Here is a 25487-nt window from a genome sequence, read left to right on the forward strand (position 1 = left end):
CGGGCCGAGTCGGCGCCCGGGCGGCATCATCCATGCAGGCGACCCTGCCATGGTGTTTGCCCCTCGCCCGGCGGTCTCATCGCCGTCCGTCGTGCCGGCTCCCTAGCCGACCGTAATGCATCGCGCCTTCAAGTTTCCATCGAGAGCGGACGGTCGGGCTGGAGATCGTCCGGCCGCTGAGCTTCTCACAATCCTTCGCAAGAGGTTCCAATGAAACGGACAGTCTTTCGGCGGCTCCTCTGGAGCTCGAGCCTGGTGGTCGCCATCGCCGCGGGCGCGACGACCGCGGCCCTGAACGAAGCGGATCGCGCGGCGGCCGATGAATCGGCAGCCACCGCCCCCGTCGCGGTGAAGGTCTCCGTCCAAGAGGTGACACCGCGATCCGTGACGCTCTGGAGGGAGTATTCCGGGCGGCTGGAAGCGGTCGACCGCGTCGAGATCAGGCCCCGCGTCGGCGGCGCGATCCAGTCGTTTCATTTCCGCGAGGGCGCACTCGTGAAGACGGGCGATCTCATCGCGACGATCGACCAGGCGCCCTATCAGGCGGCCGTCGCAAGGGCCCGTGCCGATGTCGAGGCGGCCGAGGCCCAGGTGCGCCTGGCAGCGCTGGAAGTCGGTCGCGCCAAGTCCCTGGTGACCTCCCGCGCCGTCTCGCAGAGCACCCTCGACCAGCGCGCCAGCGCCTCCGCCCAGGCGGTCGCCAACGCCGATGCGGCAAAGGCCGCCCTGAGAACCGCCGAACTCGATCTCGGCTACACCGAGGTCCGCTCGCCGATCGACGGCCGCATCGGCCAGATCGCGGTGACCGCAGGCAATCTGGTGGCGGCGGGGCTCTCGTCCGCCGTTCTCACCACGGTGGTCTCGGTCGATCCGATCTATGCCGGCTTCGACGTGAATGCCGGCGATGTCGCCGAGATCCTCTCCGCGCTGCCGGAGCAGAACGGCCCGCTGCCCGCCTATGGCGACATCCCGGTCGAGGTGCAGCGGTTCGATTCCGAGGGTGCGCAGGCGGCCGTGCGCGGCCATGTCCAGCTCATCGGCAACGAGGTCGATCCCCAGAGCGGCACCTTGCGGATCAGGGCCGCGCTCGATAATCCGAAGGGATCGCTCATCCCCGGCGAATTCGTGCGGATCCGGCTCGGGCAACCCCGGCCGGAGGACAGGCTGCTGATCAGCGAGCGTGCCGTCGGCACCGATCAGGACCGCAAATACGTGCTGGTCGTCGGCAAGGACAGGACGGTCGAGTACCGCACCATCCGGCTGGGTGCCTCGGTCGACGGGCTGCGGGTGGTCGAAGACGGCCTGAAGCCCGGCGAGCAGATCGTCGCCGAAGGAATCCAGTCCCTGACGCCCGGCACCCTCGTCGATCCCGAACCCGTCACGCTCGCCTCTGCCGAATAAGTCGTGACGGTCAGGACGGGCTGGCTCTCCCCCGCAGCCGGGCCGTCCGTCCACCCAGTGCCTCGATATCCGCATGCCGCCGTGACGCCCCGTTTTGCCGGGCGCCGGGCACCCTGCCGCTGAAACGCCCTCGCCGGCAAACGGAGAGACCCACATGAACATCTCGAACTTCTTCATTGATCGTCCGGTCTTTGCAGGCGTCTTGTCGGTCTTCATCCTGCTCGGCGGTCTGCTCGGCATGCAGGCCCTGCCGATCTCCGAATATCCCGAGGTCGTGCCGCCCTCCGTCGTGGTCCGCGCGCAATATCCCGGCGCCAACCCGAAGGTCATCGCGGAGACCGTCGCGACGCCGATCGAGGAGGAGATCAACGGTGTCGAGGGCATGCTCTACATGTCCAGCCAGGCGACCGCCGACGGCGCCCTCACCCTGACCGTCACGTTCCAGCTCGGCACCGATCCCGACCGGGCCCAGCAGCTCGTCCAGAACCGCGTGAGCCAGGCGGAGCCCCGGCTGCCGGAAGAGGTCCGCGCGCTCGGCATCACCACGACCAAGAGCTCGCCCGACCTGATGATGGTGGTACACCTCGTCTCGCCGGACGGGCGCTACGACATCAAGTATCTGCGCAACTACGCCGTCATCAATGTTGCCGACAGGCTGGCGCAGATCGCCGGCGTCGGCGACGTCCAGGTGTTCGGTTCGGGCGACTATGCCATGCGTGTCTGGCTCGACCCGCAGAAGGTCGCCGAGGAGGGCCTGTCGGCGAGCGACGTGGTGTCCGCGATCCGCCAGCAGAACGTCCAGGCCGCGGCCGGCCAGATCGGCGCGCCGCCGACCAGCGGCAACATCGAGCTGCAGCTCTCCGTGAACGCGCAAGGCCGGCTGAACACGCCCGAGGCCTTCGGCGACATCATCGTCAAGACCGCACCGAATGGCGCCATCGTCAGGCTGCGCGACGTCGCCCGGGTCGAACTCGGCGTCTCCAGCTATTCGCTGCGCTCGCTTCTCAGCAGCGAGCCGGCCGTCGCCCTGCCGATCTTCCAGTCGCCGGGCTCCAACGCGATCGCCGTCTCCGACGCCATCCGCGCGACGATGGACGAGCTGCAGGCCAACATGCCCCAAGGCGTCGAGTACGAGATCGTCTACGACACGACCCAGTTCGTGCGCGCCTCGATCGAGGCCGTGGTGCACACGCTGCTCGAGGCCGTGGTGCTCGTCGTGCTGGTCGTCATCGTCTTCCTGCAGACCTGGCGTGCTTCGATCATTCCGCTGATCGCCGTCCCGGTATCGATCATCGGCACCTTCGGCGCGCTCTACGTGCTTGGCTTTTCGATCAATGCGCTCAGCCTGTTCGGCCTGGTGCTGGCGATCGGCATCGTCGTCGACGACGCGATCGTCGTCGTCGAGAATGTCGAGCGCAACATCGAGGAGGGCCTGGCCCCGCGCGAGGCGACCTACAAGGCGATGCGCGAGGTCTCCGGCCCGATCATCGCGATCGCGCTGGTCCTCGTCGCGGTCTTCGTTCCGCTCGCCTTCATTTCGGGTCTCACGGGGCAGTTCTACCGCCAGTTCGCCGTCACGATCGCCATCTCGACCGTCATCTCCGCGATCAATTCGCTGACGCTGTCGCCGGCACTCGCCGCCCTCCTCCTGAAGGGGCACGATGCGCCGAAGGATCCCCTGACACGGGCCATGGACGGCCTCTTCGGGTGGTTCTTTCGCGGCTTCAACCGCACCTTCAACTTCGGCTCGCGCGCCTATGGCAACTCCGTCGGACGATTGCTGTCGAGAAAGACGATCGTCATGGGCGTCTATCTCGTCCTCGTCGGCGCGACCGCGTTCATGTTCAACCAGGTGCCCGGCGGCTTCGTGCCGGCGCAGGACAAGGGCTACCTCGTCGGCTTCGCCCAGCTGCCCGATGGCGCCAGTCTGGATCGGACCGAGACTGTCATCCGGCAGATGAGCGACATCGCGCTCGACGAGCCGGGCGCCAGCAGCACCGTCGCCTTCCCGGGCCTGTCGATCAACGGTTTCACCAACAGCCCCAGCGCCGGCGTCGTCTTCGTCACCGAAGCGCCGTTCGAGGACCGGGAAGACCTGCCGGGCGGCGCCATCGCGGGCTCGCTCAACCAGAAATACGCCTCCATCCGCGAGGCGACGATCGCCATGTTCCCGCCGCCTCCAGTCCAGGGCCTCGGCACCATCGGCGGCTTCAAGCTGCAGATCCAGGACCGCGCCGGCCGCGGCTACGAGGCACTGAGCCAGGCGACGAAGGACTTCCTGGCCAAGGCGCGCGCGGCGCCGGAGCTCGCCGGCATGTTCTCCAGCTATCGGATCAGCGTTCCGCAGCTCTTCGCCGATCTCGACCGGACCAAGGCGCATCAGCTCGGCGTCTCGGTCACGGACGTCTTCGACACGCTGCAGATCTATCTCGGCTCGCTCTATGTGAACGACTTCAACGCCTTCGGCCGCACCTACTCGGTGCGCGTCCAGGCCGATGCCGGCGATCGCAGCCAGCCCGACGATATCGCCCGCCTGAAGGTGCGCTCATCGAACGGCGCCATGGTGCCGCTGTCGGCGCTGATGACCGTGAAGCCCTCGGCCGGGCCGGAACTGGTGACCCGCTACAACGGGTTCCTCGCCGCAGACATCAATGGCGGCCCCGCCCCCGGCTATTCCTCCGGCGAAGCGCAGGCCGCGGTGGAGCGCGTCGCGGCCGAGACACTGCCCAATGGCTTCGGCTTCGAGTGGACGGACCTGACCTACCAGCAGATCATCGCCGGCAATTCCGGCCTGATCGTCTTTCCGCTGGCCCTGCTCCTGGTCTTTCTGGTGCTTGCGGCCCAGTACGAGAGCCTGACCCTGCCCATCGCGATCATCATGATCGTGCCGACGGGAATCCTCGCCGCGCTGGTCGGCGTCTGGCTCGACCAGGGCTACAACAACATCTTCACGCAGATCGGGTTCATCGTGCTGGTCGGCCTGTCCGCCAAGAACGCCATCCTGATCGTCGAGTTCGCCCGCGATCTGGAGATTTCCGGCATGACGACCCGCCAGGCGGCGGTCGAGGCGAGCCGGCTGCGGCTGCGCCCCATTCTTATGACCTCGATCGCCTTCATCATGGGCGTCGTGCCGCTGGTGCTGTCGACCGGCCCGGGCGCCGAGATGCGCGCGGCCATGGGTGTCGCGGTGTTCGCCGGCATGCTGGGCGTCACGGTCTTCGGGATCTTCCTGACGCCGGTGTTCTACGTGCTGGTGCGCAAGCTCTCCGGCTTCCGGCCCCTGGCGCGGGCCGACGCGGCGATGCCGGAGGCGGCATCAGTGGCCCATCCATGAACCGCCTTCAGCCGCGGGAGGCGGCAGCTTGATGTCCCGTTACGCTTTGAAAAACCCGGATAATCCCCATATGATAGCCAAGACTGGCATAGAGTATGAGGACCGGGAAAAAAGCGACATGGCCAGAGGACGTCCCAGAGAGTTCGATGTCGACGATGCCCTCGACAAGGCCATTCTCCTGTTCTGGCGACAGGGCTACGAGGGCACGTCGCTGGCCGACCTCATCGACGCCATGGGCATCACCAAGCCCAGCCTCTACGCCGCCTTCGGCAACAAGGAAGAGCTGTTCAGGAAGGCGGTCGACCGCTACGCCGAACGGCGCATCGCCTATCTCGACACGATCCTCGACCAGCCCTCGTCCCGGCGCGCCATCGAAGGCTTCCTGATGCTGTTTACCGGCGCGGAAGCACCCGACGGGACGCCGAGCGGCTGCCTCATGGTGCAGGGGGCGCTCGTCTGCAGCCCTGACGGCGATTCCGTCAAGGACGATCTCCAGTCGCGCCGGATGTCCAATCTGAAGCGGCTCTGCGAACGGCTGGAGCGCTGGAAGGCCGACGGCGACCTGCCAGCCGATACCGACACCGACAGCCTCGGCCGCTATGTGATCACCGTCGCCAATGGTCTCGTGGTGCAGGCCAATGGCGGCGCCAGGCCCGAACAGCTCGAGACGGTCGTCCGGCAGTTCATGCAATCGTGGCCCGGCAAGCCGGATGAAGCGGGGGCTGCCCCGGACATCTGCGCGGCTTGACGCGAAGGCGACTCAAACGTCGGCGCGACCTGCGGGACCGGACCGGGTATCCCGTCCCGCAGCGGCCTCAGCCGGTGACGAACGCCAGAAGGTCGGCGTTCAGAGCGTCGGCGTTCACTGTCAGCATCCCGTGCGAGAAACCGGGATAGGTCTTCAGCGTGCCGTTCGGCAGCAACTTGATCGCCTTCAAGGCTGCAGCGGCGATCGGAACGATCTGGTCGTCCTCACCGTGCAGCACCAGCGTCGGCACGGTGATCGCCTTGAGGTCCTCGGTCTGGTCGGTTTGCGAGAAGGCCTTGATGCCATCGTAATGCGCCTTGGCGCTGCCCATCATGCCCTGCCGCCACCAGTTCTGGATCACGCCCTCATGGACCGTCGCGCCGTCCCGGTTGAAGCCGTAGAACGGCCCCGACGGGACGTCGCGGAAGAACTGTGCGCGATTGCCGGCCAGCGCCGCCCGAAAGCCGTCGAAGACCTCCAGCGGTGTGCCTTCCGGGTTGTCGTCGGTCTTCAGCATCAGCGGCGGAATGGCGGAGACAAGGACCGCCTTGGCCACGCGCCCGGCAGGTTCGCCGTGTTGCGCCACATATCGCGCGACTTCGCCGCCACCGGTGGAGTGGCCGATGTGGACCGCATTCCGCAGGTCCAGCGCCTCGGCGACGGCGAACGCATCGGCGGCATAATGGGCCATGTCGTGTCCGTCGGCGACCTGCGCCGAGCGTCCGTGGCCGCGTCGGTCATGTGCGACGACGCGATAGCCCTTCGACAGGAAGAACAGCATCTGCGCGTCCCAGTCGTCGGAGCTGAGCGGCCAGCCATGGTGAAAGACGATGGGCTGGGCGTCCCTGGGCCCCCAGTCCTTGTAGAAGATCTGTACGTCGTCGCTGGTCGTGACAAAGCCCATGGTGTGTTCTCCTTCTGGAACGGCGGCGTTGGCGGGCACTGCAGCATGTGCATTCCCCTGGGAAAAGCAAAGCTGTGTTACTGCGATCCGCACAGAGCTTGCTCGGCTGCTCGGGAGGATACTGCGACGGTCATGCAGCGCCATTCCACGGTGAATGGCGATCCGGGTTGCGAACGCAGTCCCTCCGCTCCTCGGCAGGGTCTCCGATGAGCTGCCCTGTGTGACGGTCCAAGGTCGAGTCTGCCGACGTAACGGCATCGCGGCTTTCCACCCGCAATGCTTGCAGGCTCTGTGCGGGCGGGACATCACGAGGCTCGTGCGACAGCCGCTTTTCGCCTGGCGTCGTCGCGCGCCTCGTCGTCCCGCCAGAGATCAGGCTGCGACGCTCGGCACCGGCGTATTCAGCAGCTGCTGTTCCCACAAGTAAGCGATGCCGCTCCCGCCGGCATGCTGCGCGAAGATCTCGGTCATCTTGCTGGCGGTATCGTCCCGGGCCCAGTCACGCTGCCATTCGGCAGCCAGCGCGACCCATGTCATCATGTTTGCGCCGGCCGCGATCATGCGCTGGATGGCGACCTGATGGGCTTCGACCGAAACGCCACCGGATGCATCGGTGATCACCGTCACGTCCCAGCCTTCGCCGAGGGCCTGGATCGTCGGCATCGCGACGCACACCTCGGTCCACAGGCCGGCGATGATCAGCTGCTTGCGGCCGGTTGCCTTGACCGCGTCCACCACCGTCCGGTCCTCCCAGGTGTTGATGAGCGTGCGGTCGATCACGTCCTGTCCCGGGAACACCTCGGTGATCTGAGGGAAGAGCAGACCGCCGCGCTCGGCAAGCACGGACGTCAGGATCGTGGGAACGGCGAAGGCCTTGGCGGCCTTTGCCAGGCCGGCAGTGTTGTTGATCACCATCTGCGGTTCGTGGCTGTTCAGGTTCGCAAGCTGGTAGGGCTGGTGGTCGATGAGAACAAGAACCGAGTCTTCGGGACGAAGTAGCGAATCAAGGCCGTTACGGGGGATCATCACGATATCCTTTGGCTGCCGCAAGGGACGGCGATGGGTTCACTGGAGACCTGCGCCAGTGGGCGAAATTGCCTGAACGCTGTTTGCTGGACTTTTTGCTGATGCGATAGCGCCATACTCAGGCAAGCTGTGTCGCGAAAGAAGGAACGCCAAATTGGACATCGAGGATCTTCAGACATTCGTCGCAGTGGCCGATGCCGGGGGCGTATCGGCCGCCGCACGCCGGCTCGGCGTCTCCAAATCGATCGTCAGTCGGCGACTCTTTCGGGTCGAAGCGGAGCTCGGCGTCCAGCTTCTGGCACGAACGACCCGAGGCGCCGCGCTCACGGAAGCGGGATCCACGTTCAGGGACCATGCAGCCCGGGCCAGCGCCGAGATCGATACGGCCAGGGAGACGATCCTGCCCAGCGGCGAACTGCGCGGCCGCCTGAGGGTTGCCATGCCGCTATCCTTCGGCCCGACCCACTTCTCCCCCGTGCTTGCGGACATGGCGCAACGACACCCGCAACTCCACGTCCATACCTCCTACAGCGACCGCTTCGTCGATCTGATCGCCGAGGGTTTCGATTGCGCGATCCGGGTTGGTTATCTCCAGGACTCCAACCTGATCGCGAAACGCGTCGGGCCGATCTATGGAAAGCTCGTCGCAAGCCCGGATTACATCGACGCCCACGGTTCGCCCGAGACGGTGGAGCAGATCGTCAACCACCAGGCCCTCATGCAGGGAACGGAAGCCTGGCAGTTCATGGATGGCGACAGGATCGTCTCGGTTCAGCCGCAGGGCAGGTTCAAGGCCGACAACGCCATGGCGCTTGCCGCTGCCGCTGCGGCAGGCCTCGGCATCGCCTGGCTCCCCGATTGCATCACGTATGAATATTTGTCCTCCGGCGCGCTCGTTCCGATCATGACACGCTATCCACCGCCGGCAGCCGGCGCGTATGTCATCCGCCCGCCTGGTCAGCATCCTGCGCGAAAGGTGCGGGTGCTCACCGATATGCTGATCAGGAGCTTCGAGATGAACCCGCGCCGTTGGGGCATCGCCGCAGAGAACGGTCAGTGCGGCACCTGATCCGAAGGAAGGCGGTCGACTGTCCCTCCGATCAGGCGTCGAACGCGGAGACGCCGGTGCGTTCCGCTTCCTGCGACACAGCTTGGTGCATCGCAGGACTAGCTGGACGCATGCTCGCCCGTCAGATTGCATTCTGGTTCGGCCGAAAGCGCGCACCCGCTCGCATGGTCCGGATCGACCGGAATCAGGCATTCGCATCACCGAGGGCGAGGTTGTCTGGAGACCCAAGCGAGGATGACGCGGATGAGCTGGAACCCAGCAATCGAACCGGGGTGCCCCGATGCCGTGGGCATCGATGCGATCGAGACCCTGATCGTTCCCCGTGCCCGGGACCTTGGCGGCTTCGAGGTCCGGCGTGCCTTGCCGGCACCGAAGCGGCAGATGGTCGGGCCGTTCATCTTCTTCGACCAGGCCGGCCCCGCCGAACTGCTGACCGGACAGGGCGTCGACGTCCGGCCCCATCCCCATATCGGTCTCGGCACCGTCACCTATCTGTATCGCGGCGATTTCCATCACCGGGACAGCACCGGCGCCGACCAGATCATCCGTCCGGGCGCGCTGAACTGGATGGTCGCCGGACGCGGCGTGTCCCATTCGGAGCGCACATCCGAAGCCGCGCGAACCGGCCCGAACAGCCTGTTCGGAATCCAGACATGGCTGGCGCTGCCCGACAGCCACGAGGACATGGACCCGCTGTTCGAGCACCACGGCAAGGAGGCGCTGCCGGTGATCGAGGACACCGGCGTCTCGGTCCGGCTCATCCTCGGGAACGCCTATGGCCAGATGGCGCCCGCCACGATGTACTCGCAGACCTTCTACGCCGACGTGACGCTCGATGCCGGATGCCGACTGCCGATGCCCGACGATCACGAGGACAGGGGTATCTACATCGTCGACGGTTCGATCTCGGTTGCCGGCCAGGACTATGAGGCATCGCAGATGATGGTCTTCAGGCCCGGCGACAGGATCACGGTCGCGGCCGGCAGCCGGGGTGCCCGGCTGATGATCCTGGGCGGCGCAACGCTCGGCGGACCGCGCTATATCTGGTGGAACTTCGTCGCCTCTTCCATGGAGCGGATCGAACAAGCCAAGGCCGAATGGCGCGCGCAAGACTGGGGCAACGGACGTTTCGACCTCCCGATCGATGACCGGGACGAGCACATCCCCCTGCCCGGCTGACTAGAGGCAGGAAAGTCGCCGCACGGGAACGGACCCGGGCGGTTCTGACGAGATGCCCCATCGCCCACCGGGTATGGTCCGACTGGAGAAAGCAGAATGAGCAACAAGTGGCCCCAACTCGACTATCTCGGCTGGCGCGAGACGTGTTCGGCGTTGCATCTCTATCTGCAGGTCGCCGGCAAATATCGCCTTGCCCATGCCCCGTGGCTCAACCACTCCTGGCATGCGACCTTCTATGTCACGCCACTCGGCCTGGCCTCCTCGCCGATCCCCGATGGTCCGGGGATCGAGATCCTCTTCGATCTTCGCGAGCACATGGTCGTCGGCACATCCGGCAATGGCCGCACGGCATCCTTTGCGCTCGGGCCGTCCACCGTCGCCACCTTCCATGCCGATTTCGTCCGGCTGGTTTCCGAACTCGGCGGCACGCCGACCTTCAACGACAATCCGAACGAAGTGCCCAACCCCGTACCGTTCACCGAAGACCATCGCGACCGACCCTATGACCGGGACGCCGTTCAGCGCTTCCATGACGCATCGGTGGCGGTCGACAGGGTCTTCAACCGGTTCCGGACCGCCTTTCTCGGCAAGTCCAGTCCGGTGCACCTGTTCTGGGGCAGTTTCGACCTGGCCGTCACCCGCTTTTCAGGGCGGCGCGCGCCGCTGCATCCCGGCGGCGTTCCGTCCTTGCCCGACGATGTCGCCCAGGAGGCCTACGACCGCGAGGTCTCCTCGGCAGGTTTCTGGCCCGGCGGTGGCGGCCTCGACTACCCCGCCTTCTATGCCTACGCCTATCCGGCGCCAAATGGTTTCCGCGGCGCACCGGTCCGGCCCGAGGCCGCGTTCTGGCACGAGGGCCTGTCGGAGTTCGTCCTGCCCTATGAGGCCGTGCAGTCCGCGGCCGATCCCGACGGCGCTCTCACGGCGTTCCTCGTCTCGACCTACGAGGCCGCGGCCGATCTGGGCGGCTGGGACCGCGATCTGCTGGAATGTGCACAGGGGCGTCCACGCCGGGTGCGGCCGGCGGATGCCGCGCAGCCCGGCGCGACTGCCCACTCGGCGGACGCAGAGGTCGAACGGGAGGACGGTGCCTTCAAGGGACGCTACCGGCTCGTCGTCGACGGGGTCGAAGCCGAGATGACCTATAGCCGGGCCGGCAAGGGGCTGATCATCATCGATCACACGGAAGTTCCGGCCGTCCTGCGCGGCCGGAAGATCGGCGAGCGACTGGTGCGGCAGGCCATCGAGGATGCCCGTCGTGACGGGGTCGCCATCGTCCCGCTCTGTCCGTTTGCGAAGGCGCAGATCGACCGCCATCCGGAATGGCAGGACGTGCTGCGTCGATCATAGCAGGGTGGTGTCCCGCCGACGCACACCACGCCGCGGCCGGACTGTGCCGGCCGATGGTGCAAGCCGCGCCCCCCACCAAAGCAGGACGATCATGACTTTCCAGGACGAGATCGCGGCGTTCTTCGCCGACTACGTGGATGCGTTCGCCCGCAGCGACGCCAACGCGCTGAGCGAACTATGGGAGCCGGTCGGGCTGTTCCCGTCGCCGAGCGGAAATTTCGCCATGCCAAGGGACAGATTTCGCGATCACTGCGTGACGCTGCTGGACTTCTATCGCCAGCAGGGTGGCGTCCGTCCCCTGGGCGAGTTGCTGTCGGCAACGGAACTCTTCCCGGATGTGGCCGAGGCCCGCATGGCCTATCGGATGCAGGGCGAAGGAGGCCAACTCATTGCCGAGTGGGAGCACGTCTACATCCTGCGCCGTAGCGACCGTTGGCGTGTGACGTTGACGATTGCGGACGGTGAAATGGCGGCATGGGCCGCGCGAGGCGCGCAGCTCTGACGTACGAGGACGACCCATCCGGGAGGACGCTGCCGCGGCGCGCCGACGCATCCTCGATCGGGCGGCCGCCGACCGGATGCTCGTCCTCGGCTCCATTACCCCTTCCCCGGCCTCGGACGGATCCTGCGCACCGATACCGGCTACGCCTGGGTGCCTGCCGGTTGGCAGTTCTGATCCGGACGGAAGAAGGGAACGACACGATCGGGCCTGCTCATCGAGCTGTACCGTTGGATCGACACGGAGCGGGTGAATGCGTTCCGCGAGGCCATGGCCGCGGGCAATCGGAGTTTCGGCGAAACTGCCGACATGCTCGCCTCTGACTATGGTATTTTATCCGCACCCGAGCCTTGCTAGCAACGCGACCACTTGCACCTGCCGAGCAAGCCCGAGCTTCGAGAGGATGTTCTTCATATGCGAACGCACGGTATGCTCGGACAAGTCGTGGCGCTTCGCATAGGCGATCAGAGAAACGCCCTCCAATAGGGCCAGCCCCAGACTCGCTTCCGCCGGGGTCAGTCCTGTCGCGGCCTGGATTGTTTCTGTCGTCGGATGGTTCCACGCCGATCGTTCCTGAAGCTTGACGACCCCTATTCGATGGGCCGGATTGCCATTCGGCACGACGTATGATCGGACAATCAACGGATGGGGCGAGGAATGCCGACGGATACCGATAGGCTTCGGCAGGTCATATTGCTCCCCTGCCGCCACCCTTATGGTCGATGTCATCATTCGCAGAAGCGCTGCTGACGACGCGGTATCCGCCGCCCCAAGGATACCGTTCTGGAGGGTGATACCATCCCTGGCGGCCGCGAGCTTTCGTGCGAGCGCATTCATGTGCAACACGGCGCCTGCTTGGTCGAAGATCACGATGCCATCATCGAGAGCGTCGTAAGCGGCCAACACCCCGTCTTGCGCAAGGGTTGCCGTCGAAAGCGTTTCCCTGATCTCGACGACTCTCGCGAGGTGCTGGGACAGCACCTGAAGCTTTCGCCCCTCCTCGCGGGTGAAATCCCCCTTGATGGCCCTCCTGTGGATGATCGGCGAAAAGAGAGCGCTTTCACCGTCGAGCGTCGAGATCATCATCTGCCAGCATTCCGGATAATCCCGGTAGAATTCGTTGTGGACGGGACATCGCGCTATTTCTTCGGGGCTCATCAAGTCTCGCGTGGTCAGCGTTCCTCGTCTCCCCTCCTTGATCCGCGCGATCCGCATGTCCTTGTCGGCATAGTCGCGCAAGAACACGACAGCGCCCTCCGGGTCGAACGGCTCGTTGATTTCCTTGTATGTGCCGTCTCTGCCGAGAGAGGCGGCAGAGATCCGCTCCGCCCCGGTTTCCCGCATGAGTGCCTGCAAAGCGCTCGGCCACGATACGGAGCCATCCATTGTTCCGTAAAGGCTGTTCAGTGCTTCATCGATCACGCGCATTCCCCCCGCTGTGCACGTCAATAGAGCACTGAACGTTTGCAGGGGCAACTCAGTGGAGAAGGTCGCGAAGCTAGCAACAAACAGTGGAATTCGAGCAATTGCGACCGCCCGAACCGTATTGATCGGGCTGGTGCAATCGCTGGCAGATATGATCATGCCGCCGAAATTATCCGCGCCAACGAGTTGTTGCTGCCAGGAGCCCTATCGCCAAACAAGGAAAGTGCTTCCGTGCATGCTCGCCGACCGCTTACCCCCCGAGCTAGACATGATTTCCGGCGCCGCCATGGGTCGAAAGCTGACCCGCAGTTCTGCGCCTGAAGCCGCCAAACACAGCGGTCTTTCGAGACCAGGATCAGCAAACTATTCTGATTGCGGGAGCGGGCCGAAAGGAGACGAGCGGCTTGCATGGTCTTTCACCGAGCGAGGAGGCGAACCGGGCGTTCGTCGCCATGATGGAGTCCCAGATCCCCCTTGGCCGGATGGGGACGCCCGACGAGACGGCCGCGTCGCGCTGTTTCTGGCTTCCGACGACAGCAGCTTCGTCAACGGCAGCGAACTCTTTGCCGATGGCGGACAGGCGCAGATCTAGATCGAAACCCGTGAATGCCTGCGATCACCGAGGCTGGATCGCCGGGACCACAGGTCAACGAATTCAAGATATTAAGGAATCTGGCTGGGGCGGCAGGATTCTGACCCCATGCCACAACCAAAATAACTCGTTGAAATTGCTGCCTTCACCGCTGCGACGTGCACCTTTAGTGTAACACTCGACGGCCCTACGGCAAGGTCTCATCTTTCGACAGCTGTCAAGCCGAAGGGGCTGTCGTTCGATCCGCGACAGAGCGATCAGCTTGACCGGGTCGAATCCGATCGCACCGAGCCGGATCGCCTCGGTGACGCGGCCGCCACGATCCCCATTTGGGCATCGCCTTCCATCGGCCGCAGCACCTGAATGAACTCCCGCTGCCGCGATTGCCCATACGGGCCACCAGAAGATAGCGCAGATGCTGGAACGTCTCCGGCAGATCCCAGCCCTGCAACGGCGCCACCTGATCGAGGGCGTTCGGCTTCATCTTGAGCAGCATAATCTTGAGCAGCATAAGGTAATGCAGCGGGTCGAAGACGAAAGCGTCGGTGCCAAAGGCACGATCAGCGGTTGGGTGGCGAGCAACTCCTTCAGCGGGCGGGGTGTCGGGCCAAGAGGAGAACGCTGATGGGCGAGTGGCTGCGTGGATTGCTGTCGCGAGCGCACATGACATTGCCATCGTCGCGCTGGCGGCGACGATTCTGCAAGGCTCGCACAACGCCATCCTGCTCGCGTTTTCCCCCTGGCTCAGCATCGCTCGAAACAGCGGTGCCGGTCTTTGTGGCCGGATAACGAGGGACAACTGACCGAGTACATTGTCGAGCTCGCCCGTCGTTATTGTCGCTATGATTACCACACGGCAGAAGTTAGCAGCTATTTGCCGCGGCTAACTTTAGGAACAGATCTGGCTGCCCGAAGCCGCCGGACTTCGTTACAACTTCCAGCCCATCAAATCGTCCTCCGATAATACGGGAAAGCGGCAATCCGGGACTGATCTCACCCACACATGCCAGCGACTGAGCCTTAACAGCGGCAAGAACGATCATCAGCGTCTTTCCGCCGACCACCATGAGCGCGTGGTTCCGGGGCGGCTCCAAGCGCACGACTGCTTCATGCAAATGCCTGGCGGTTTCGTCTGCACTCCGCGCTTCCGAAACGGGATCAATCAGCACGACATTCCCACCGCCCGCATCCAGCAGGGTTCGCGTCTGCCGGCGGGTGACTGGGTGCGTAGTCCCGACAACCACTACGCTGATCCGCGGGCAGTCAATCGCCTCGCAGGGCTGGCACAGCGCTTCCGCCAGTCCACGACTGCCGGCCCATAGCACCTCTTGCTGAGTGAACCCCCGGACCAGCTGACGCAGATCGGCTGGTTCCACCGCATCGCCGATCACTACACCAGTTGTAGCAGGCCGCCCGTTGAAGAGGCTCGTCTTCGCTCCCCGTCTTTCGAAAGCATCGCGAAGATCATGTATTGCCGCAGGCGCCCACAGATTAGGCTGCTCCGGATCCACCGTCTCGTGATATCCCCCGATGGTGCGGCGCCCCATTTCGGGGAAGGCTGGCGCAAAAACGCACACGCGCCGGTTCGTGAGCCGCATCAGTTCAAGCGTCTCCTCCACAGGCCACCCCCGCAGGACACTGTCGACCTTTTTGAACCAGAGGGTTTGGTTGATCACCCCCGGACGAACACGAGCGAAAGCGCCTTGCACCTGCTCCAGCGCTGTAGATAAAGCAGATTCACGGCTTTCGCTGCTGGCTGTCCGTTTGGCTTCGGCCTGCGGCAGCGACGGATCAATGCTCAAGTGCACCGGTTGGGAAGGCGTTGCAAAGGGTGCAGCGGCGTCGAGCGCACCGGTCAGGTCGTCGGCGAGTATCCGGACAACGGTCACGGGGTTTCCCTGACAGCAAGTTCCAGGCAGGGATGCGCGGACGCGAGATCCGCATGCAATTCGGCCTCCAACCTGTCGTCTATGATGATCCGGTCCAATTCCGACAATGAAGCGAACGTGCAGAGCGACCGTTTGGGAAACTTGGTACGGTCTGCCACCAGAATGGTCTGCGTGGCAGCCGAGAGGAACGCCCGCTTGACTTCGGCGAGCTCCGTGGAGGTATCCGACAGACCTTCCACGGAACCAGCGTGGGTCCCAATGAACAAGAGGTCCCCGCGGATCCGATTGATATCGGAGACGGTCTCCGCCCCCATCAGTGTCGATGAGCCCGCCCGGACCCGGCCGTGGAAAACATTGACCGCGATCTTGTCGGTTCTCGCGAGGGCTGTGGCAATGGCCATGTCGTTGGTGAAGGCAGTAAAGGCGATGCCGCGTGCCAAGGCAGCGCGGGCAACCTCCCTAGTGGTCGTTCCGCTATCGAACAGAACATTGCTGCCGGGCGAGATCAACCGCGCAGCGTGACGGCCAATAGCCGCTTTTGCCGCGGCCTCGATCTCGCAGGCGATCCTACTGTCCGGCTCGAAAGAGAGCGCGTCGCTGGGGCTGAGCGCCGCGCCGCCATGTGTTCGCGTCACCGGCCCAATGCGGCTTAGATGATCTACGTCTCGCCGGACCGTGGACACGGAAGTCTCCAGTCGCTCGGCTAACTGGCTCAACGACGCGAAGCCCTCGATCTGAAGCATTTCAATGATGCGTGCGAGTCGCTTAGCCTTATGCGCCATCACAATCCTGAAACATTACGATCAAATGCGTGAACGTTCGCGGCAAATTTCGCCGTTGATAACACCAATGTGCTGGCTGTTGATATGTTCCTTTCATTTTCTCTCAGAATATGTCACGTCCTTTTTAAAAAGATAGCTCTGGCGGATCTCCTCTCGGGGCCGAAGAGCCCCGTATTCGAGAAACGAGGAGCGCTCAATGAAGCCCAGGATCGGAATCACGATGGGCGACGTCTGTGGCGTCGGCCCCGAGATCACGGCTCATGCGCTCGTCAGCCCAGAAGTCCTGTCCATCGCCCGTCCGTGCGTGATCGGCGATGCCGGCGCTTTAGCGCGGGCACGCGACATTGTTGGCGCCAAGTTTGAAATCGTGAAGTTCATGCCTGGTGAGCCGATTCCTGAGACCGGCGACGGCGCTGTCGCCTGCGCAGATCCGGGCCTTGAGGTAGGCGCTCTTCCCTTCGGCCATATCGACGGGCGTGCCGGAGCGGCCGCATTCCATTTCTTGAAGACGGCCGTGGAGATGGCACAGGCCGGGTCGATCGACGCCATCACAACCGCCCCCCTGAACAAGGAGGCGCTGCACGCCGGTGGGTTTAGCTTCCCCGGTCACACGGAGATCCTGGCTGAGCTGACCGGCACGCAAAACTACTCCATGATGCTTGCAACGCCCACTATGAAGGTCATCCACCTGACCACCCATGTGGGCCTGATCGAGGCAATCCGCCGTATCACTCCGGAACGCACGTACCAGGTCATACGGCTGGCCCATGAAACCCTTGAACGCGCAGGACAGAAGAGGCCCCGGATTGCCGTCTGCGGCATCAATCCACACGCAGGCGAGAATGGACTGTTCGGCGAGGGCGAGGAGGAAGAAAAGCTTGTCCCAGGTATTGAGCAAGCGCGGAGGGAAGGGATCGATGCCAGCGGCCCCTTTCCGGCAGATACGCTCTTCTACCGAGCAAACCGAGGCGATTTTGACGTCGTAGTCGCTTGCTATCACGATCAGGGTCACGCCCCTGTTAAGGTCATATCGTTCGACGAGGGGGTGAACATTACAGTCGGGCTGAACGGCGGCGTGATCCGCACCTCGGTCGATCACGGCACCGCTTTCGATATTGCCGGGAAGGGCGTCGCTCGCTCGCAGAGCCTGGAAGCCGCTATCCGCTACGCGGCGGAACTCGCGCCAAAGCCCTCCCCGGTGTGAAGCCCTGGCAGGAAAATTGGTGATCTGTCTCCGCGCTGCCGCTCTAATGCATCACAGTTCCCAGCTCCCCTCTGATGTCGACCGGACATACAGCGCGCCGACGGTGGCCGGTAAAAGGCTGCCGATCATGCAGCGATGGCGAGTCGGCGACCAGATTCCTTATCGAAGAAATGCAGCGTGTCGTGGGGCACTGCAATCTTGATCATCTCGCCCTCCCATATGTCCGGCCTGCCGTGCAGCACCGCTGTCAGGGTTTCGCCGCCAACATCAAGGATCACATGTAGCTCAGCGCCGGTCGGCTCGACGATCCGGACGCGCGCGTCGATGCCGGTTTCCGCGATCTTGATGTTTTCCGGTCTGAGGCCGACAATAAGTGCCTTTTTCCCATCAAGGCTGATCGGTTCAGGCAGATCCAGCCGCGCTCCTTTTTCCGACACGAATGCGGTTCCCGACGCATCCAGATTGCCCGCGAGCAAGTTCATCGCCGGCGATCCGATGAACCCGGCGACAAACACATTAGCTGGCGTATCGTACAGCGCGAGTGGCGTCCCGATCTGTTCGACATGACCGCCGCGCATCACGACAATCTTGTCGGCCATCGTCATAGCCTCGATCTGGTCGTGGGTGACATAAACGATGGTCGCCTGAAGCTTCTTGTGCAGCTCGCGGATCTCGGCGCGCATCTGCACCCGCAGCTGTGCATCGAGGTTCGACAGAGGCTCATCAAAAAGGAAGACTTGGGGGTCCCGGACAATCGCACGCCCCATCGCCACGCGCTGGCGCTGGCCACCCGAAAGCTGCCGCGGATAGCGATCGAGCAGTGGCAGCAGATCGAGGATCTGTGCGGCCTTTTGAACTTTCTGGTCGCGCTCCGCCTTGGGGACGTTCCTCATCTGCAGCGAGAAGCCCATGTTGTCGGCGACAGTCATGTGCGGATAGAGCGCGTAGGACTGGAACACTAAGGCGATATCGCGGTCTTTGGGATGGAGATTCGTGACGTCCCGGTCGCCGATCGTGACATGTCCCCCGGTCATGTCTTCGAGCCCCGCTATCAGGCGAAGAAGGGTGGATTTCCCGCAGCCGGACGGACCGACCAGCACGACAAACTCGCCATCTGCGATATCCACGTCGATGCCATGTAGAACGGTCACTTTACCGAACGATTTGGTAGCCTGTTGAATCGTTACAGGAGCCATGATGTCTCACTCTGGTTGTCGGATCGAGCAGACGCGGTCATCCCTTGACCGCACCTGCCGTCAGACCGCTCACAAGGTTGCGCTGCAGCAGCAGCATAATGACGAGAATCGGAAGCATGATTCCCACCGCGCCCGCGGCGGAGATCGACCACAGCGAAATGTCCTCGCCGCCAAACGATGCGATGGCCACCGGCAGCGTCTTCGTTTCCACACCGGTCAGGACGAGGGCAAACAGGAACTCATTGTAGGACATCAGAAGGCTGAACAGCGCGGCGACGGTCATGCCCGGCCGCGCCAAGGGCAGGATGACGATGCGAAAAGCCTGCCAAGAAGTGCAGCCGTCGATCGCCGCTGCCTCATCAAGATCGCGCGGGATATCGAGGAAGAATCCGTGCAGCAGCCAGATCGTGAAAGGCTGGTTGATCGCGACCAGGGCAAGGATCAGCAGCGGATAGCTATCGATCATGTTCAGGGAGGTGCCCATCACGAAGAACGGGATCGCCAGCAGCATGTGCGGAAACATGCGGATGGTGAAAAGCACGTTGAGGATCGGTCCAGAATTGCGTCGTGGAATACGCGACAAGGCATAGGCCGCCAACGTGCCGAACGGGATAGAGATCAGCACCGTGCCCGCGGATACGATCAGGCTATTGATCAAATAGCGCAGGAAGTCGTTTTCGAACCAGACCTCTCGATGATACTGGAGCGTCGGCTCAAATATGAGCGTAGGCGGGATGGTGAAGGCGTCTGCAGGGTACTTGACGGAAGTCAGCACCGCCCAAAGCAACGGGACAAGGTTGATGAATGTAAAAATGCATAGCGCGACGAAAAGAAGGTAGCCTCGCTTACGACCCCTGCTGCGAACAATCATTGGTCGCCCTTCCTGTAGGTTCGGGTCAGAAACCGATTGATCGTCAGGAGCAACATCGCGACGATAACTAGAGTAATGACACCAAGAGCCGACGCTTTGCCAATCTCAAGCATTCGGAAGCCGAGTTGATAGGTGTACATCGTCACTGTTTCGGTCGCAGTCCCGGGTCCGCCGCCGGTGAGAACGTAGATCGTGTCGAAGAAGCGGAAGACATCCATCAACCGTACGGAAATCGTGAAGATGATCGCCGGAATTAGCGCCGGAATGATGATGTGCCGCAGGATCCGCCAGTTGCTCGCGCCGTCGATCCGGGCGGCCTCTAGCAGCGAGTTATCCAGGCCTTGAAGTGCGGCATAGAGAATGATCATGATCAGGGGCGTGAAAATCCAGGCGTCTGCGAGGATCACGCTGACCTTTGCCCAAATCGGGCTACCCAGCCAGTCTGGCGGTTCAATGCCGATCGTAAGCAGCGTTGCGTCGATCAACCCCCAGTTAGATGCCAGCATCCATTTAAGGAACAGCGTCGCGACAACGGGCGTGATGATATGAGGCAGGAACAAGAGGGCTGAGAAAAACTTGGTCCCGATGCGGTTGCCGTAAAGCGCCAGTGCCAAGGCTAGCCCGACGACGAATTCGAGAGCAACGGAACCGAAGGCGATGATGATCGTCGTCCATATCGAATTCCATAGCCGCGCTTCGGACAGGAGGTCAGTATAATTCTTCAATCCCACAAACGTCCGAACACCATCTCCCAAATAATAATCGAAGAAACTGAGAAATATAGCGTACCCAAATGGCCAAAGCAGGACGACGGCCAACAATCCAAAACTAGGGAGACAGAAGAGCCAGAGGCCCCGTTGCCATCGGACCATTGCGGATACTCCAACAATTTCGAGTTTTGGCTGGCCCGCCGCCGGGATACGACAGCAGGCCATTTGGCGATTCAGTTGTTGTAGTAACCGCGGGACGCAAGGAGATCCTCGGTCTCCTTGGCGGCTTGATCGAGCGCAGCCTGCACCTCAACCTCGCCCGTCACAGCGCGCAGAACGTGCCGCGTTACGATCTCACCGACATCGTTGAAATCGGCGATTGCCGGGAAGGCCTTGCCACCTTCCAGGGCGGCGAGGGCGGCCGGATACCAACGGTATTTCTTGGCCAGTTCCTCGTTCTGAAGCACCGACAGCCGCGGCGGCATCGAGAACTCTGCGCCTTTCGTCATGCTTTCGACCGAAGTCGCCTCCGCAAGCATGCGGAACATCTCTTCCTTGTCGCCGGAGGAGAATGCCGAAATTGCAAACCCGTCATTCGCCAAGCGTGCACCACCGCCGGGAGGCGCGACCCAGTCGATCTTGCCAACCACACGGGACTGTTCGGGATCGTCCATGGCCGCGGCCCGGGTGAACCACTGCAAGCCCATGGCCGCGAGGCCCTGCTGCAGGTTGATCGTCGATTCGTCGTTCGCATGGGAGGTGAAGCCACGCGGAGCGTACTGCGACATTTCCTTCATGCGGTTAATCGCGGCGACGCCGGCTTCCTGATTGAAGATCGGACGCCACTCATCATCGAACCATCCGTCACCGACGGCATTCAGGTACCAGTGGGTTTCGTTGAGCGCTGCATCGACCGGTTTCAGGGACATGATCGTGCCGGACATGCGGCCTGAGTCGAAGTGCGCGGCCGCATTCTCGTAATCGTCCATTGTCTTCGGCGCAGGCATTCCCGCCTCGTCGAACAGGTCCTTCCGATAGAAGAAGAGCTCGGTGTTGGTGAGAACCGGCATCGAGTAGATATGGCCATCATAGCTAACTGCGTCGATGACGGACTGGGGGAAGTCGTCGAGGTTGTACTCGTCTTTGTACTTTTCCCAGAGCTCATCGAGCGGCTCAAGCCAACCATTGGCGGCAAAGCGCCTGAGTGAACTATCGGTTAGATAAAGGACGTCAATAGCGTCGGATTTCGACGACATGGTGATCGAGGCAAGTTCCAGCTCCTTGTCGATCGGCATCAGTTCGACGTTGACGCGCCCCTCGGGCAACGCCTTCTGCATGGCGTCGGTATAGTATTCGTTCGGGGGCGAGCGGTGCCCGATGATGCGGATGGCATCCTGCGCAAGCGTCGGCGCAGTAAATGCTGCTACCAACACGGCTGTGGTTGCGCCTAAAGTCCAATTTCTCGAATGTCTCATTCTTACCTCCCATTGTAATGAATGATGGGCTTGGACATCCAAGCCGCTGCTTTTTGTCCGCACCTGTATGGGCTTAGCGAACCTCCAGTCTGATAACGTGATACGACAACGGCCCGAGCCGCGCCTTCAACTTGCCCTCGTCGAGGACTGCCCCCTCCCCCTGCACCGGAGCGATCCGGTCCGGCTCGGCCGCGGAATTGGTCGCGCGCAGATCGTGTCCTTCCATGACCTTGTGCATGACGATGCGCGTGGCATCGAGCCCGCAGAGGTCCATGGCAAATTCAGCCGTGTCGGTCATGTGCCGGTTGACGATGAAAGCTGTCAGCGTGCCGCTTTCGCGATCGCGCGTTACTGCCATGTCGATATAGGCGACATCGTCGGCGACCCGGGCATTGTAGGTCGGCGTATCGACCACCGCGTTGAGCGCCTCACCACGTCCGTAAAGACTCGCGAATTGGTAGGGCCAGTAGATCGACTGCCGCCAAGCCGGCCCGCCACGTTCGGCGCGGATAGGCGCTATAACGTTGACCAGTTGCGCAATACAGGCGATCTTCACGCGGTCCGAATTTCGAATGAACTCATTGATCAGGGCGGCAACGAGGAGCGCATCCTCGAAATTGTAATCTTCCTCGAGCAGCGCCGGCGCCTCGGGCCAGTCCCAGGTCTTCAGCGCATCCTTCTCCTGGTAGCGCTTGTGGTACCAGACATTCCACTCGTCGAAGCAGATATAGACGTCGTTTTTCGCCTTCTTCTTGGCCTTTACGAAATCTATAATGCCTCCAACGGTCTTGATGTACCGCCCCATCACGTCGACTTTGGCTAGGAAGTTCAACGTGTCGCCGCTACGATTGCCAAAATACTTGTGCAGGGAAATGTAATCGACGTTCTCGTAGCACTCCTCGAGGACCACGCGCTCCCATTCGGGATAGGTCGGCATCTCGTCATTGCTGGAGCCGCAGGCGATGGTTTCGATGGTCGGATCAAAACCCTTAAGCGCCTTCGCCGTCTCATCGGCGATCCGACCGTAGTCATGCGCGGTGCGGTGGCCGATCTGCCAGGGGCCGTCCATCTCGTTGCCAAGACACCACATCTTCACGCCATGGGGCTTTTCCACACCGTGAGAGCGTCGCAAATCCGACCAGGCGGTCCCGTGGGGATGGTTGACATACTCGATGTACTCGCGTGCATCCTGCAGCGTGCCTGTGCCGAGATTGACGGCCAGCATCAAATCGATCCCGGCTCGCTCGCACCACTGTGCGAATTCGTTGACGCCAATCTGATTGCTCTCGCGTGAGCGCCAGGCGAGGTCAAGTCGCATCGGCCGGTCCTCGCGCGGTCCAATCCCATCCTTCCACTCGTAGGCGGAAACGAAATTCCCTCCCGGATAACGGACGGCGGGCACGTTAAGGTCGCGGACGAGCGCTAGGACGTCCTTGCGAAAGCCCAGATCGTCGGCTTCAGGATGACCCGGCTCATAAATGCCGGAATAAATTGCGCGCCCGAGATGCTCGATGAACGCCGAATAGATCCGGTCGTCGATCGTAGCGATCTTGAAGTCACGGTGGACAGTGGCCGAGACCCGCATCCTTCCTCCCATTATATTTGTTTTTCGGATTTAAACCCGATTTATCGATATGCTCCCAGATATTGATTCCACGGTCAAGCCTGCCCGGGACCGATCAGGGTTCGCTGTGAAGGCGGAGAACGATGTCCTGGTCATAATTGCCGAAGCCGCGGCCGAAGATATTGATACCTCCCGGATGCCTTGCTTCGGCCTTGACCTCGATGCGCAGCCGGATCGAGCGATGGGCGTCGAGGCGCAGGTCCGTCAGCCGGACATTGGAAATTTTCACGCCATCGACGTAGGTACCGTTCTCGTTCACGTTCCAGCTTTTGAGCATCCCGTACTGGGAGCCTGCGAGCTTCCACCAACTCGGCGTGAACAGACCGCGCTTGTCGCCGAAGTCGCCCGGCGATGTCCATGTGCCCAGTTCGACGCCGTTGATCGAAAGGCTGATATCCGAGGGCCAGACGGGGTCTGTTCCGGGCACCTCCGAACTGACTTCGAAGATGACTTCCAGTGCCCGACATTTAGCCTTTACAAGGTTGATGTTGTTCGGGAATTGATACTCGACGAAACCGCTGGTGAACCACAGCAGAGCCGTCTTCATCCGGTCCGGCTCGAGGAATGAGGACGGCACGTCCAGCAGGCCGACGACACCTTCTCTCGAACAAATCCCGCACGGCGCGGTCACCTCGCAGTGGGAGTAGAGACCAAGCGGCATCGAGACCTCGATGAAGTCGTTGCGACTGGCTTTCAGATCTCGCTGGAACGTGACGATGACCTCGTCATAGGCGGCACGGCATATCTTCTGGATCCCCCGACGAGCCTTGCGGGTTTCTGAGAGAACCAGACCCGCTTCCTCAAGAACCATTATGTTGGCGGAGACGGATGACTGAGGGAGATCGAGGGTCTCGGCGATCACGTGTACGTTAGTAGGGCCGCTGCGTATCAACAGCCCCAGAATGTCTACGCGCGCCGGCGATCCCAGACAACGCAAGACTGATATATCCTTGGCGGGGTCCACCAAGAGGAAATTGCCCGGCATCGTTCGCTCGATATCCAAAAATATTGTTTCAATCGGAATTCTGGATAGAGAACTTATAGGCGCTGGATTGTCAAACGAGACAGCACCCTTGTCCACTTCCAAGGTGGACCTCATTGAAGGACAGTTTTGAGCAATGGCCGAGACGATGAGCGCCGATTTATTCGCAGGCGCGGTCTACGCTTTTCCGAACCAGCGCACGAGAAAATCCGCTACCCGCTCTTGAGAGCGAGATTGATATCGGCTCGTAATGCTCGCCTGAGGCTCGGGCAAGACGATCGGCGCAAACCGCCGCGCGTTCGGCTGAGGCGTTCTTCGACTGTGACTGACCTCGGTAGAGTGTCGACCGAACGGGGCGCAAGCTCTTTCTGGGCCTCGCGGTGATGCAGCGACAAGGCGCGTTTCCGGAGTGACGACGAGCCTTGGTCGCGTGCTCTGCGGCCGCTGCCACGGGCCTGATGCCGAAGGGAGGATACTCCGCCAAATAACGCCATAACACTATTCTTCCAGCGTTCTTGGCCATCAGCACGCCGGACTGTCGATACACCGACAGATACACCAAACGATACACCGGGCCTAGCCCATCTCGCGACCGAGAACTTTAAACTCAGGAAATTATTTCCTGGGTTCCGATCATGCGTAGCATCGAGGGCGCGGCGCCAAGATAGGGGAGCGACCGAAAAGCTTATAGCGGTAGGGTCTTTACGCCCGTCCGCCGGCCGCCGTAGTCCGAACGACATCTTGCAGGTCCGGTACGGCTCGAGCTGCATCCGCGGAGTAATCCCATCACGGCTTTCAAGTTTTATTCGGGCTCCTAGGGGGCACTGTCCATATGGGTAGAACGGAAGGGGCGCGACGTTCCGCGCCAGATCCACTTCCGCAGGCGCAGATTGGCCATCGCGGCGCCCATACTCCCCTAGGCTCGTCGAGCGCATCTCGCCGCAATCGAAGATCGGGGTCACACCGTCGGGTCGGATAAGCCGATCAGAGGACTATCGGCGGCTGTGGAAAGATTGGCTACACGTGGTAGTGGATTGACTCCAACGTTTGGAACCCTCGGCTTCGTGCAGCGATGATGGCGTCTGGATCGGCGCGCCAGACGAAGGGCTTCGGCTTTTGGTTGTGCTCGGCGACGAAGCGGTTGATGGCGGCCTGGAGGTCAGTGACGGAGCAGAACACGCCGTGCTTCAGTCGCCGGCGGGAGAGTTTGGCGAAGAAGCCCTCGAC

20 protein-coding genes and 3 pseudogenes are annotated in these 25487 nt (G+C 62.4%); 10 read left to right on the plus strand and 13 right to left on the minus strand.

Annotated features, from left to right (window positions below; all coding sequences use genetic code 11):
• Positions 1-210 precede the first annotated feature (210 nt).
• The 3 genes from VQ042_RS00840 (at position 211) to VQ042_RS00850 (ending at position 5483) form a co-directional block, all read left to right on the plus strand.
• Complete coding sequence (locus VQ042_RS00840; protein WP_331814504.1) at positions 211-1401, plus strand: efflux RND transporter periplasmic adaptor subunit; 1191 nt, start codon at positions 211-213, stop codon at positions 1399-1401.
• A 154-nt stretch (positions 1402-1555) separates the two neighbouring features.
• Positions 1556-4735, plus strand: a complete 3180-nt coding sequence (locus VQ042_RS00845) for an efflux RND transporter permease subunit (RefSeq protein ID WP_331814506.1) — start codon at positions 1556-1558, stop codon at positions 4733-4735.
• 118 nt (positions 4736-4853) lie between these two features.
• Positions 4854-5483 carry a TetR/AcrR family transcriptional regulator gene (locus tag VQ042_RS00850; RefSeq protein WP_331814507.1) on the plus strand — a complete coding sequence of 210 codons (630 nt, stop codon included), beginning with the start codon at positions 4854-4856 and terminating at the stop codon, positions 5481-5483.
• Positions 5484-5550: 67 nt separating this feature from the next.
• Here VQ042_RS00850 and VQ042_RS00855 read toward each other — a convergent pair whose 3' ends face one another.
• Both VQ042_RS00855 and VQ042_RS00860 read right to left on the minus strand, forming a co-directional pair.
• On the minus strand, positions 5551-6387 hold the full coding sequence (locus VQ042_RS00855) for an alpha/beta fold hydrolase (RefSeq protein WP_331814508.1): 837 nt from the start codon (positions 6385-6387) through the stop codon (positions 5551-5553).
• A gap of 372 nt (positions 6388-6759) precedes the next feature.
• Entirely contained in the window at positions 6760-7413 is a 654-nt protein-coding gene (locus tag VQ042_RS00860) for a hydrolase (protein WP_331814509.1), read from the minus strand.
• 154 nt (positions 7414-7567) lie between these two features.
• Here VQ042_RS00860 and VQ042_RS00865 point away from each other — a divergent pair, with 154 nt between their 5' ends.
• The 5 genes and pseudogenes from VQ042_RS00865 to VQ042_RS00885 all read left to right on the plus strand — a co-directional run.
• Complete coding sequence (locus VQ042_RS00865; protein ID WP_331814510.1) at positions 7568-8482, plus strand: LysR family transcriptional regulator; 915 nt, start codon at positions 7568-7570, stop codon at positions 8480-8482.
• 243 nt (positions 8483-8725) lie between these two features.
• Positions 8726-9661, plus strand: a complete 936-nt coding sequence (locus VQ042_RS00870) for a pirin family protein (RefSeq protein WP_331814512.1) — start codon at positions 8726-8728, stop codon at positions 9659-9661.
• Positions 9662-9757: 96 nt separating this feature from the next.
• Positions 9758-11011 (plus strand): DUF5996 family protein, encoded by a 1254-nt coding sequence (locus VQ042_RS00875; protein ID WP_331814513.1) that lies wholly within the window; start codon positions 9758-9760, stop codon positions 11009-11011.
• A gap of 91 nt (positions 11012-11102) precedes the next feature.
• Positions 11103-11513 (plus strand): hypothetical protein, encoded by a 411-nt coding sequence (locus VQ042_RS00880; protein WP_331814515.1) that lies wholly within the window; start codon positions 11103-11105, stop codon positions 11511-11513.
• 28 nt (positions 11514-11541) lie between these two features.
• A pseudogene (locus tag VQ042_RS00885) lies at positions 11542-11687 on the plus strand (MBL fold metallo-hydrolase); the annotation flags it as partial.
• Between the two features lie 156 nt (positions 11688-11843).
• Here the strand turns inward: VQ042_RS00885 and VQ042_RS00890 are convergent.
• Complete coding sequence (locus VQ042_RS00890; RefSeq protein ID WP_331814516.1) at positions 11844-13094, minus strand: helix-turn-helix transcriptional regulator; 1251 nt, start codon at positions 13092-13094, stop codon at positions 11844-11846.
• Positions 13095-13170: 76 nt separating this feature from the next.
• Between VQ042_RS00890 and VQ042_RS00895 the strand changes: the two genes are divergently transcribed.
• Positions 13171-13527: a hypothetical protein gene (locus VQ042_RS00895; RefSeq protein ID WP_331814517.1), complete on the plus strand. Its 357-nt coding sequence runs from the start codon at positions 13171-13173 to the stop codon at positions 13525-13527.
• Positions 13528-13743: 216 nt separating this feature from the next.
• On the opposite strand, the pseudogene VQ042_RS00900 reads toward VQ042_RS00895, so the two are convergent.
• The 3 genes and pseudogenes from VQ042_RS00900 to VQ042_RS00910 form a co-directional block, all read right to left on the minus strand.
• A pseudogene (locus VQ042_RS00900) lies at positions 13744-14110 on the minus strand (IS21 family transposase); the annotation flags it as partial.
• 280 nt (positions 14111-14390) lie between these two features.
• On the minus strand, positions 14391-15416 hold the full coding sequence (locus VQ042_RS00905) for a four-carbon acid sugar kinase family protein (protein ID WP_331814518.1): 1026 nt from the start codon (positions 15414-15416) through the stop codon (positions 14391-14393).
• Positions 15413-16198, minus strand: coding sequence for a DeoR/GlpR family DNA-binding transcription regulator (locus VQ042_RS00910; RefSeq protein ID WP_331814520.1), 786 nt, complete (start codon positions 16196-16198; stop codon positions 15413-15415). Before VQ042_RS00910 ends, VQ042_RS00905 begins: the two co-directional genes overlap by 4 nt.
• A 196-nt stretch (positions 16199-16394) precedes the next feature.
• Between VQ042_RS00910 and pdxA the strand changes: the two genes are divergently transcribed.
• Positions 16395-17402, plus strand: a complete 1008-nt coding sequence (gene pdxA, locus VQ042_RS00915; protein ID WP_331814522.1) for a 4-hydroxythreonine-4-phosphate dehydrogenase PdxA — start codon at positions 16395-16397, stop codon at positions 17400-17402.
• Positions 17403-17527: 125 nt separating this feature from the next.
• Here the strand turns inward: pdxA and VQ042_RS00920 are convergent, their stop codons facing one another.
• The 7 genes and pseudogenes from VQ042_RS00920 to VQ042_RS00950 all read right to left on the minus strand — a co-directional run.
• The gene (locus tag VQ042_RS00920; RefSeq protein ID WP_331814524.1) at positions 17528-18598 is read right to left on the minus strand and encodes an ABC transporter ATP-binding protein; all 1071 of its coding nucleotides are present in this window, start codon (positions 18596-18598) and stop codon (positions 17528-17530) included.
• Positions 18599-18635: 37 nt separating this feature from the next.
• Positions 18636-19469, minus strand: a complete 834-nt coding sequence (locus VQ042_RS00925; protein WP_331814526.1) for a carbohydrate ABC transporter permease — start codon at positions 19467-19469, stop codon at positions 18636-18638.
• Positions 19466-20194: a carbohydrate ABC transporter permease gene (locus tag VQ042_RS00930; protein WP_331814527.1), complete on the minus strand. Its 729-nt coding sequence runs from the start codon at positions 20192-20194 to the stop codon at positions 19466-19468. The genes VQ042_RS00925 and VQ042_RS00930 overlap by 4 nt, the downstream gene beginning before the upstream one ends.
• 218 nt (positions 20195-20412) lie before the next feature.
• Entirely contained in the window at positions 20413-21654 is a 1242-nt protein-coding gene (locus VQ042_RS00935) for an extracellular solute-binding protein (RefSeq protein WP_331814529.1), read from the minus strand.
• Positions 21655-21727: 73 nt separating this feature from the next.
• A complete protein-coding gene (arfA, locus tag VQ042_RS00940; RefSeq protein ID WP_331814530.1) occupies positions 21728-23239 on the minus strand; it encodes an arabinosylfuranosidase ArfA in 1512 nt (503 codons plus the stop codon).
• Between the two features lie 94 nt (positions 23240-23333).
• Positions 23334-24263, minus strand: a complete 930-nt coding sequence (locus tag VQ042_RS00945) for an ArsR/SmtB family transcription factor (RefSeq protein ID WP_331814532.1) — start codon at positions 24261-24263, stop codon at positions 23334-23336.
• A gap of 1014 nt (positions 24264-25277) precedes the next feature.
• Positions 25278-25487: pseudogene (locus tag VQ042_RS00950) on the minus strand (IS630 family transposase); the annotation flags it as partial.

It is taken from the genome of Aurantimonas sp. A2-1-M11 (assembly GCF_036549475.1).
In the GTDB taxonomy this organism is placed as follows: Bacteria; Pseudomonadota; Alphaproteobacteria; order Rhizobiales; family Rhizobiaceae; genus Aurantimonas.

What these genes read in the sequence shown, in the direction of transcription:
- VQ042_RS00840 (WP_331814504.1), top strand. Translation starts at nt 211, where the DNA reads ATGAAACGGACAGTCTTTCGGCGGCTCCTCTGGAGCTCGAGCCTGGTG.
- VQ042_RS00845 (WP_331814506.1), top strand. Translation starts at nt 1,556, where the DNA reads ATGAACATCTCGAACTTCTTCATTGATCGTCCGGTCTTTGCAGGCGTC.
- VQ042_RS00850 (WP_331814507.1), top strand. Translation starts at nt 4,854, where the DNA reads ATGGCCAGAGGACGTCCCAGAGAGTTCGATGTCGACGATGCCCTCGAC.
- VQ042_RS00855 (WP_331814508.1), bottom strand. Translation starts at nt 6,387, where the DNA reads ATGGGCTTTGTCACGACCAGCGACGACGTACAGATCTTCTACAAGGAC.
- VQ042_RS00860 (WP_331814509.1), bottom strand. Translation starts at nt 7,413, where the DNA reads ATGATCCCCCGTAACGGCCTTGATTCGCTACTTCGTCCCGAAGACTCG.
- VQ042_RS00870 (WP_331814512.1), top strand. Translation starts at nt 8,726, where the DNA reads ATGAGCTGGAACCCAGCAATCGAACCGGGGTGCCCCGATGCCGTGGGC.
- VQ042_RS00875 (WP_331814513.1), top strand. Translation starts at nt 9,758, where the DNA reads ATGAGCAACAAGTGGCCCCAACTCGACTATCTCGGCTGGCGCGAGACG.
- VQ042_RS00880 (WP_331814515.1), top strand. Translation starts at nt 11,103, where the DNA reads ATGACTTTCCAGGACGAGATCGCGGCGTTCTTCGCCGACTACGTGGAT.
- VQ042_RS00890 (WP_331814516.1), bottom strand. Translation starts at nt 13,094, where the DNA reads ATGATCATATCTGCCAGCGATTGCACCAGCCCGATCAATACGGTTCGG.
- VQ042_RS00895 (WP_331814517.1), top strand. Translation starts at nt 13,171, where the DNA reads ATGCTCGCCGACCGCTTACCCCCCGAGCTAGACATGATTTCCGGCGCC.
- VQ042_RS00910 (WP_331814520.1), bottom strand. Translation starts at nt 16,198, where the DNA reads ATGGCGCATAAGGCTAAGCGACTCGCACGCATCATTGAAATGCTTCAG.
- pdxA (WP_331814522.1), top strand. Translation starts at nt 16,395, where the DNA reads ATGAAGCCCAGGATCGGAATCACGATGGGCGACGTCTGTGGCGTCGGC.
- VQ042_RS00920 (WP_331814524.1), bottom strand. Translation starts at nt 18,598, where the DNA reads ATGGCTCCTGTAACGATTCAACAGGCTACCAAATCGTTCGGTAAAGTG.
- VQ042_RS00925 (WP_331814526.1), bottom strand. Translation starts at nt 19,469, where the DNA reads ATGATTGTTCGCAGCAGGGGTCGTAAGCGAGGCTACCTTCTTTTCGTC.
- VQ042_RS00935 (WP_331814529.1), bottom strand. Translation starts at nt 21,654, where the DNA reads ATGAGACATTCGAGAAATTGGACTTTAGGCGCAACCACAGCCGTGTTG.
- arfA (WP_331814530.1), bottom strand. Translation starts at nt 23,239, where the DNA reads ATGCGGGTCTCGGCCACTGTCCACCGTGACTTCAAGATCGCTACGATC.
- VQ042_RS00945 (WP_331814532.1), bottom strand. Translation starts at nt 24,263, where the DNA reads ATGCCGGGCAATTTCCTCTTGGTGGACCCCGCCAAGGATATATCAGTC.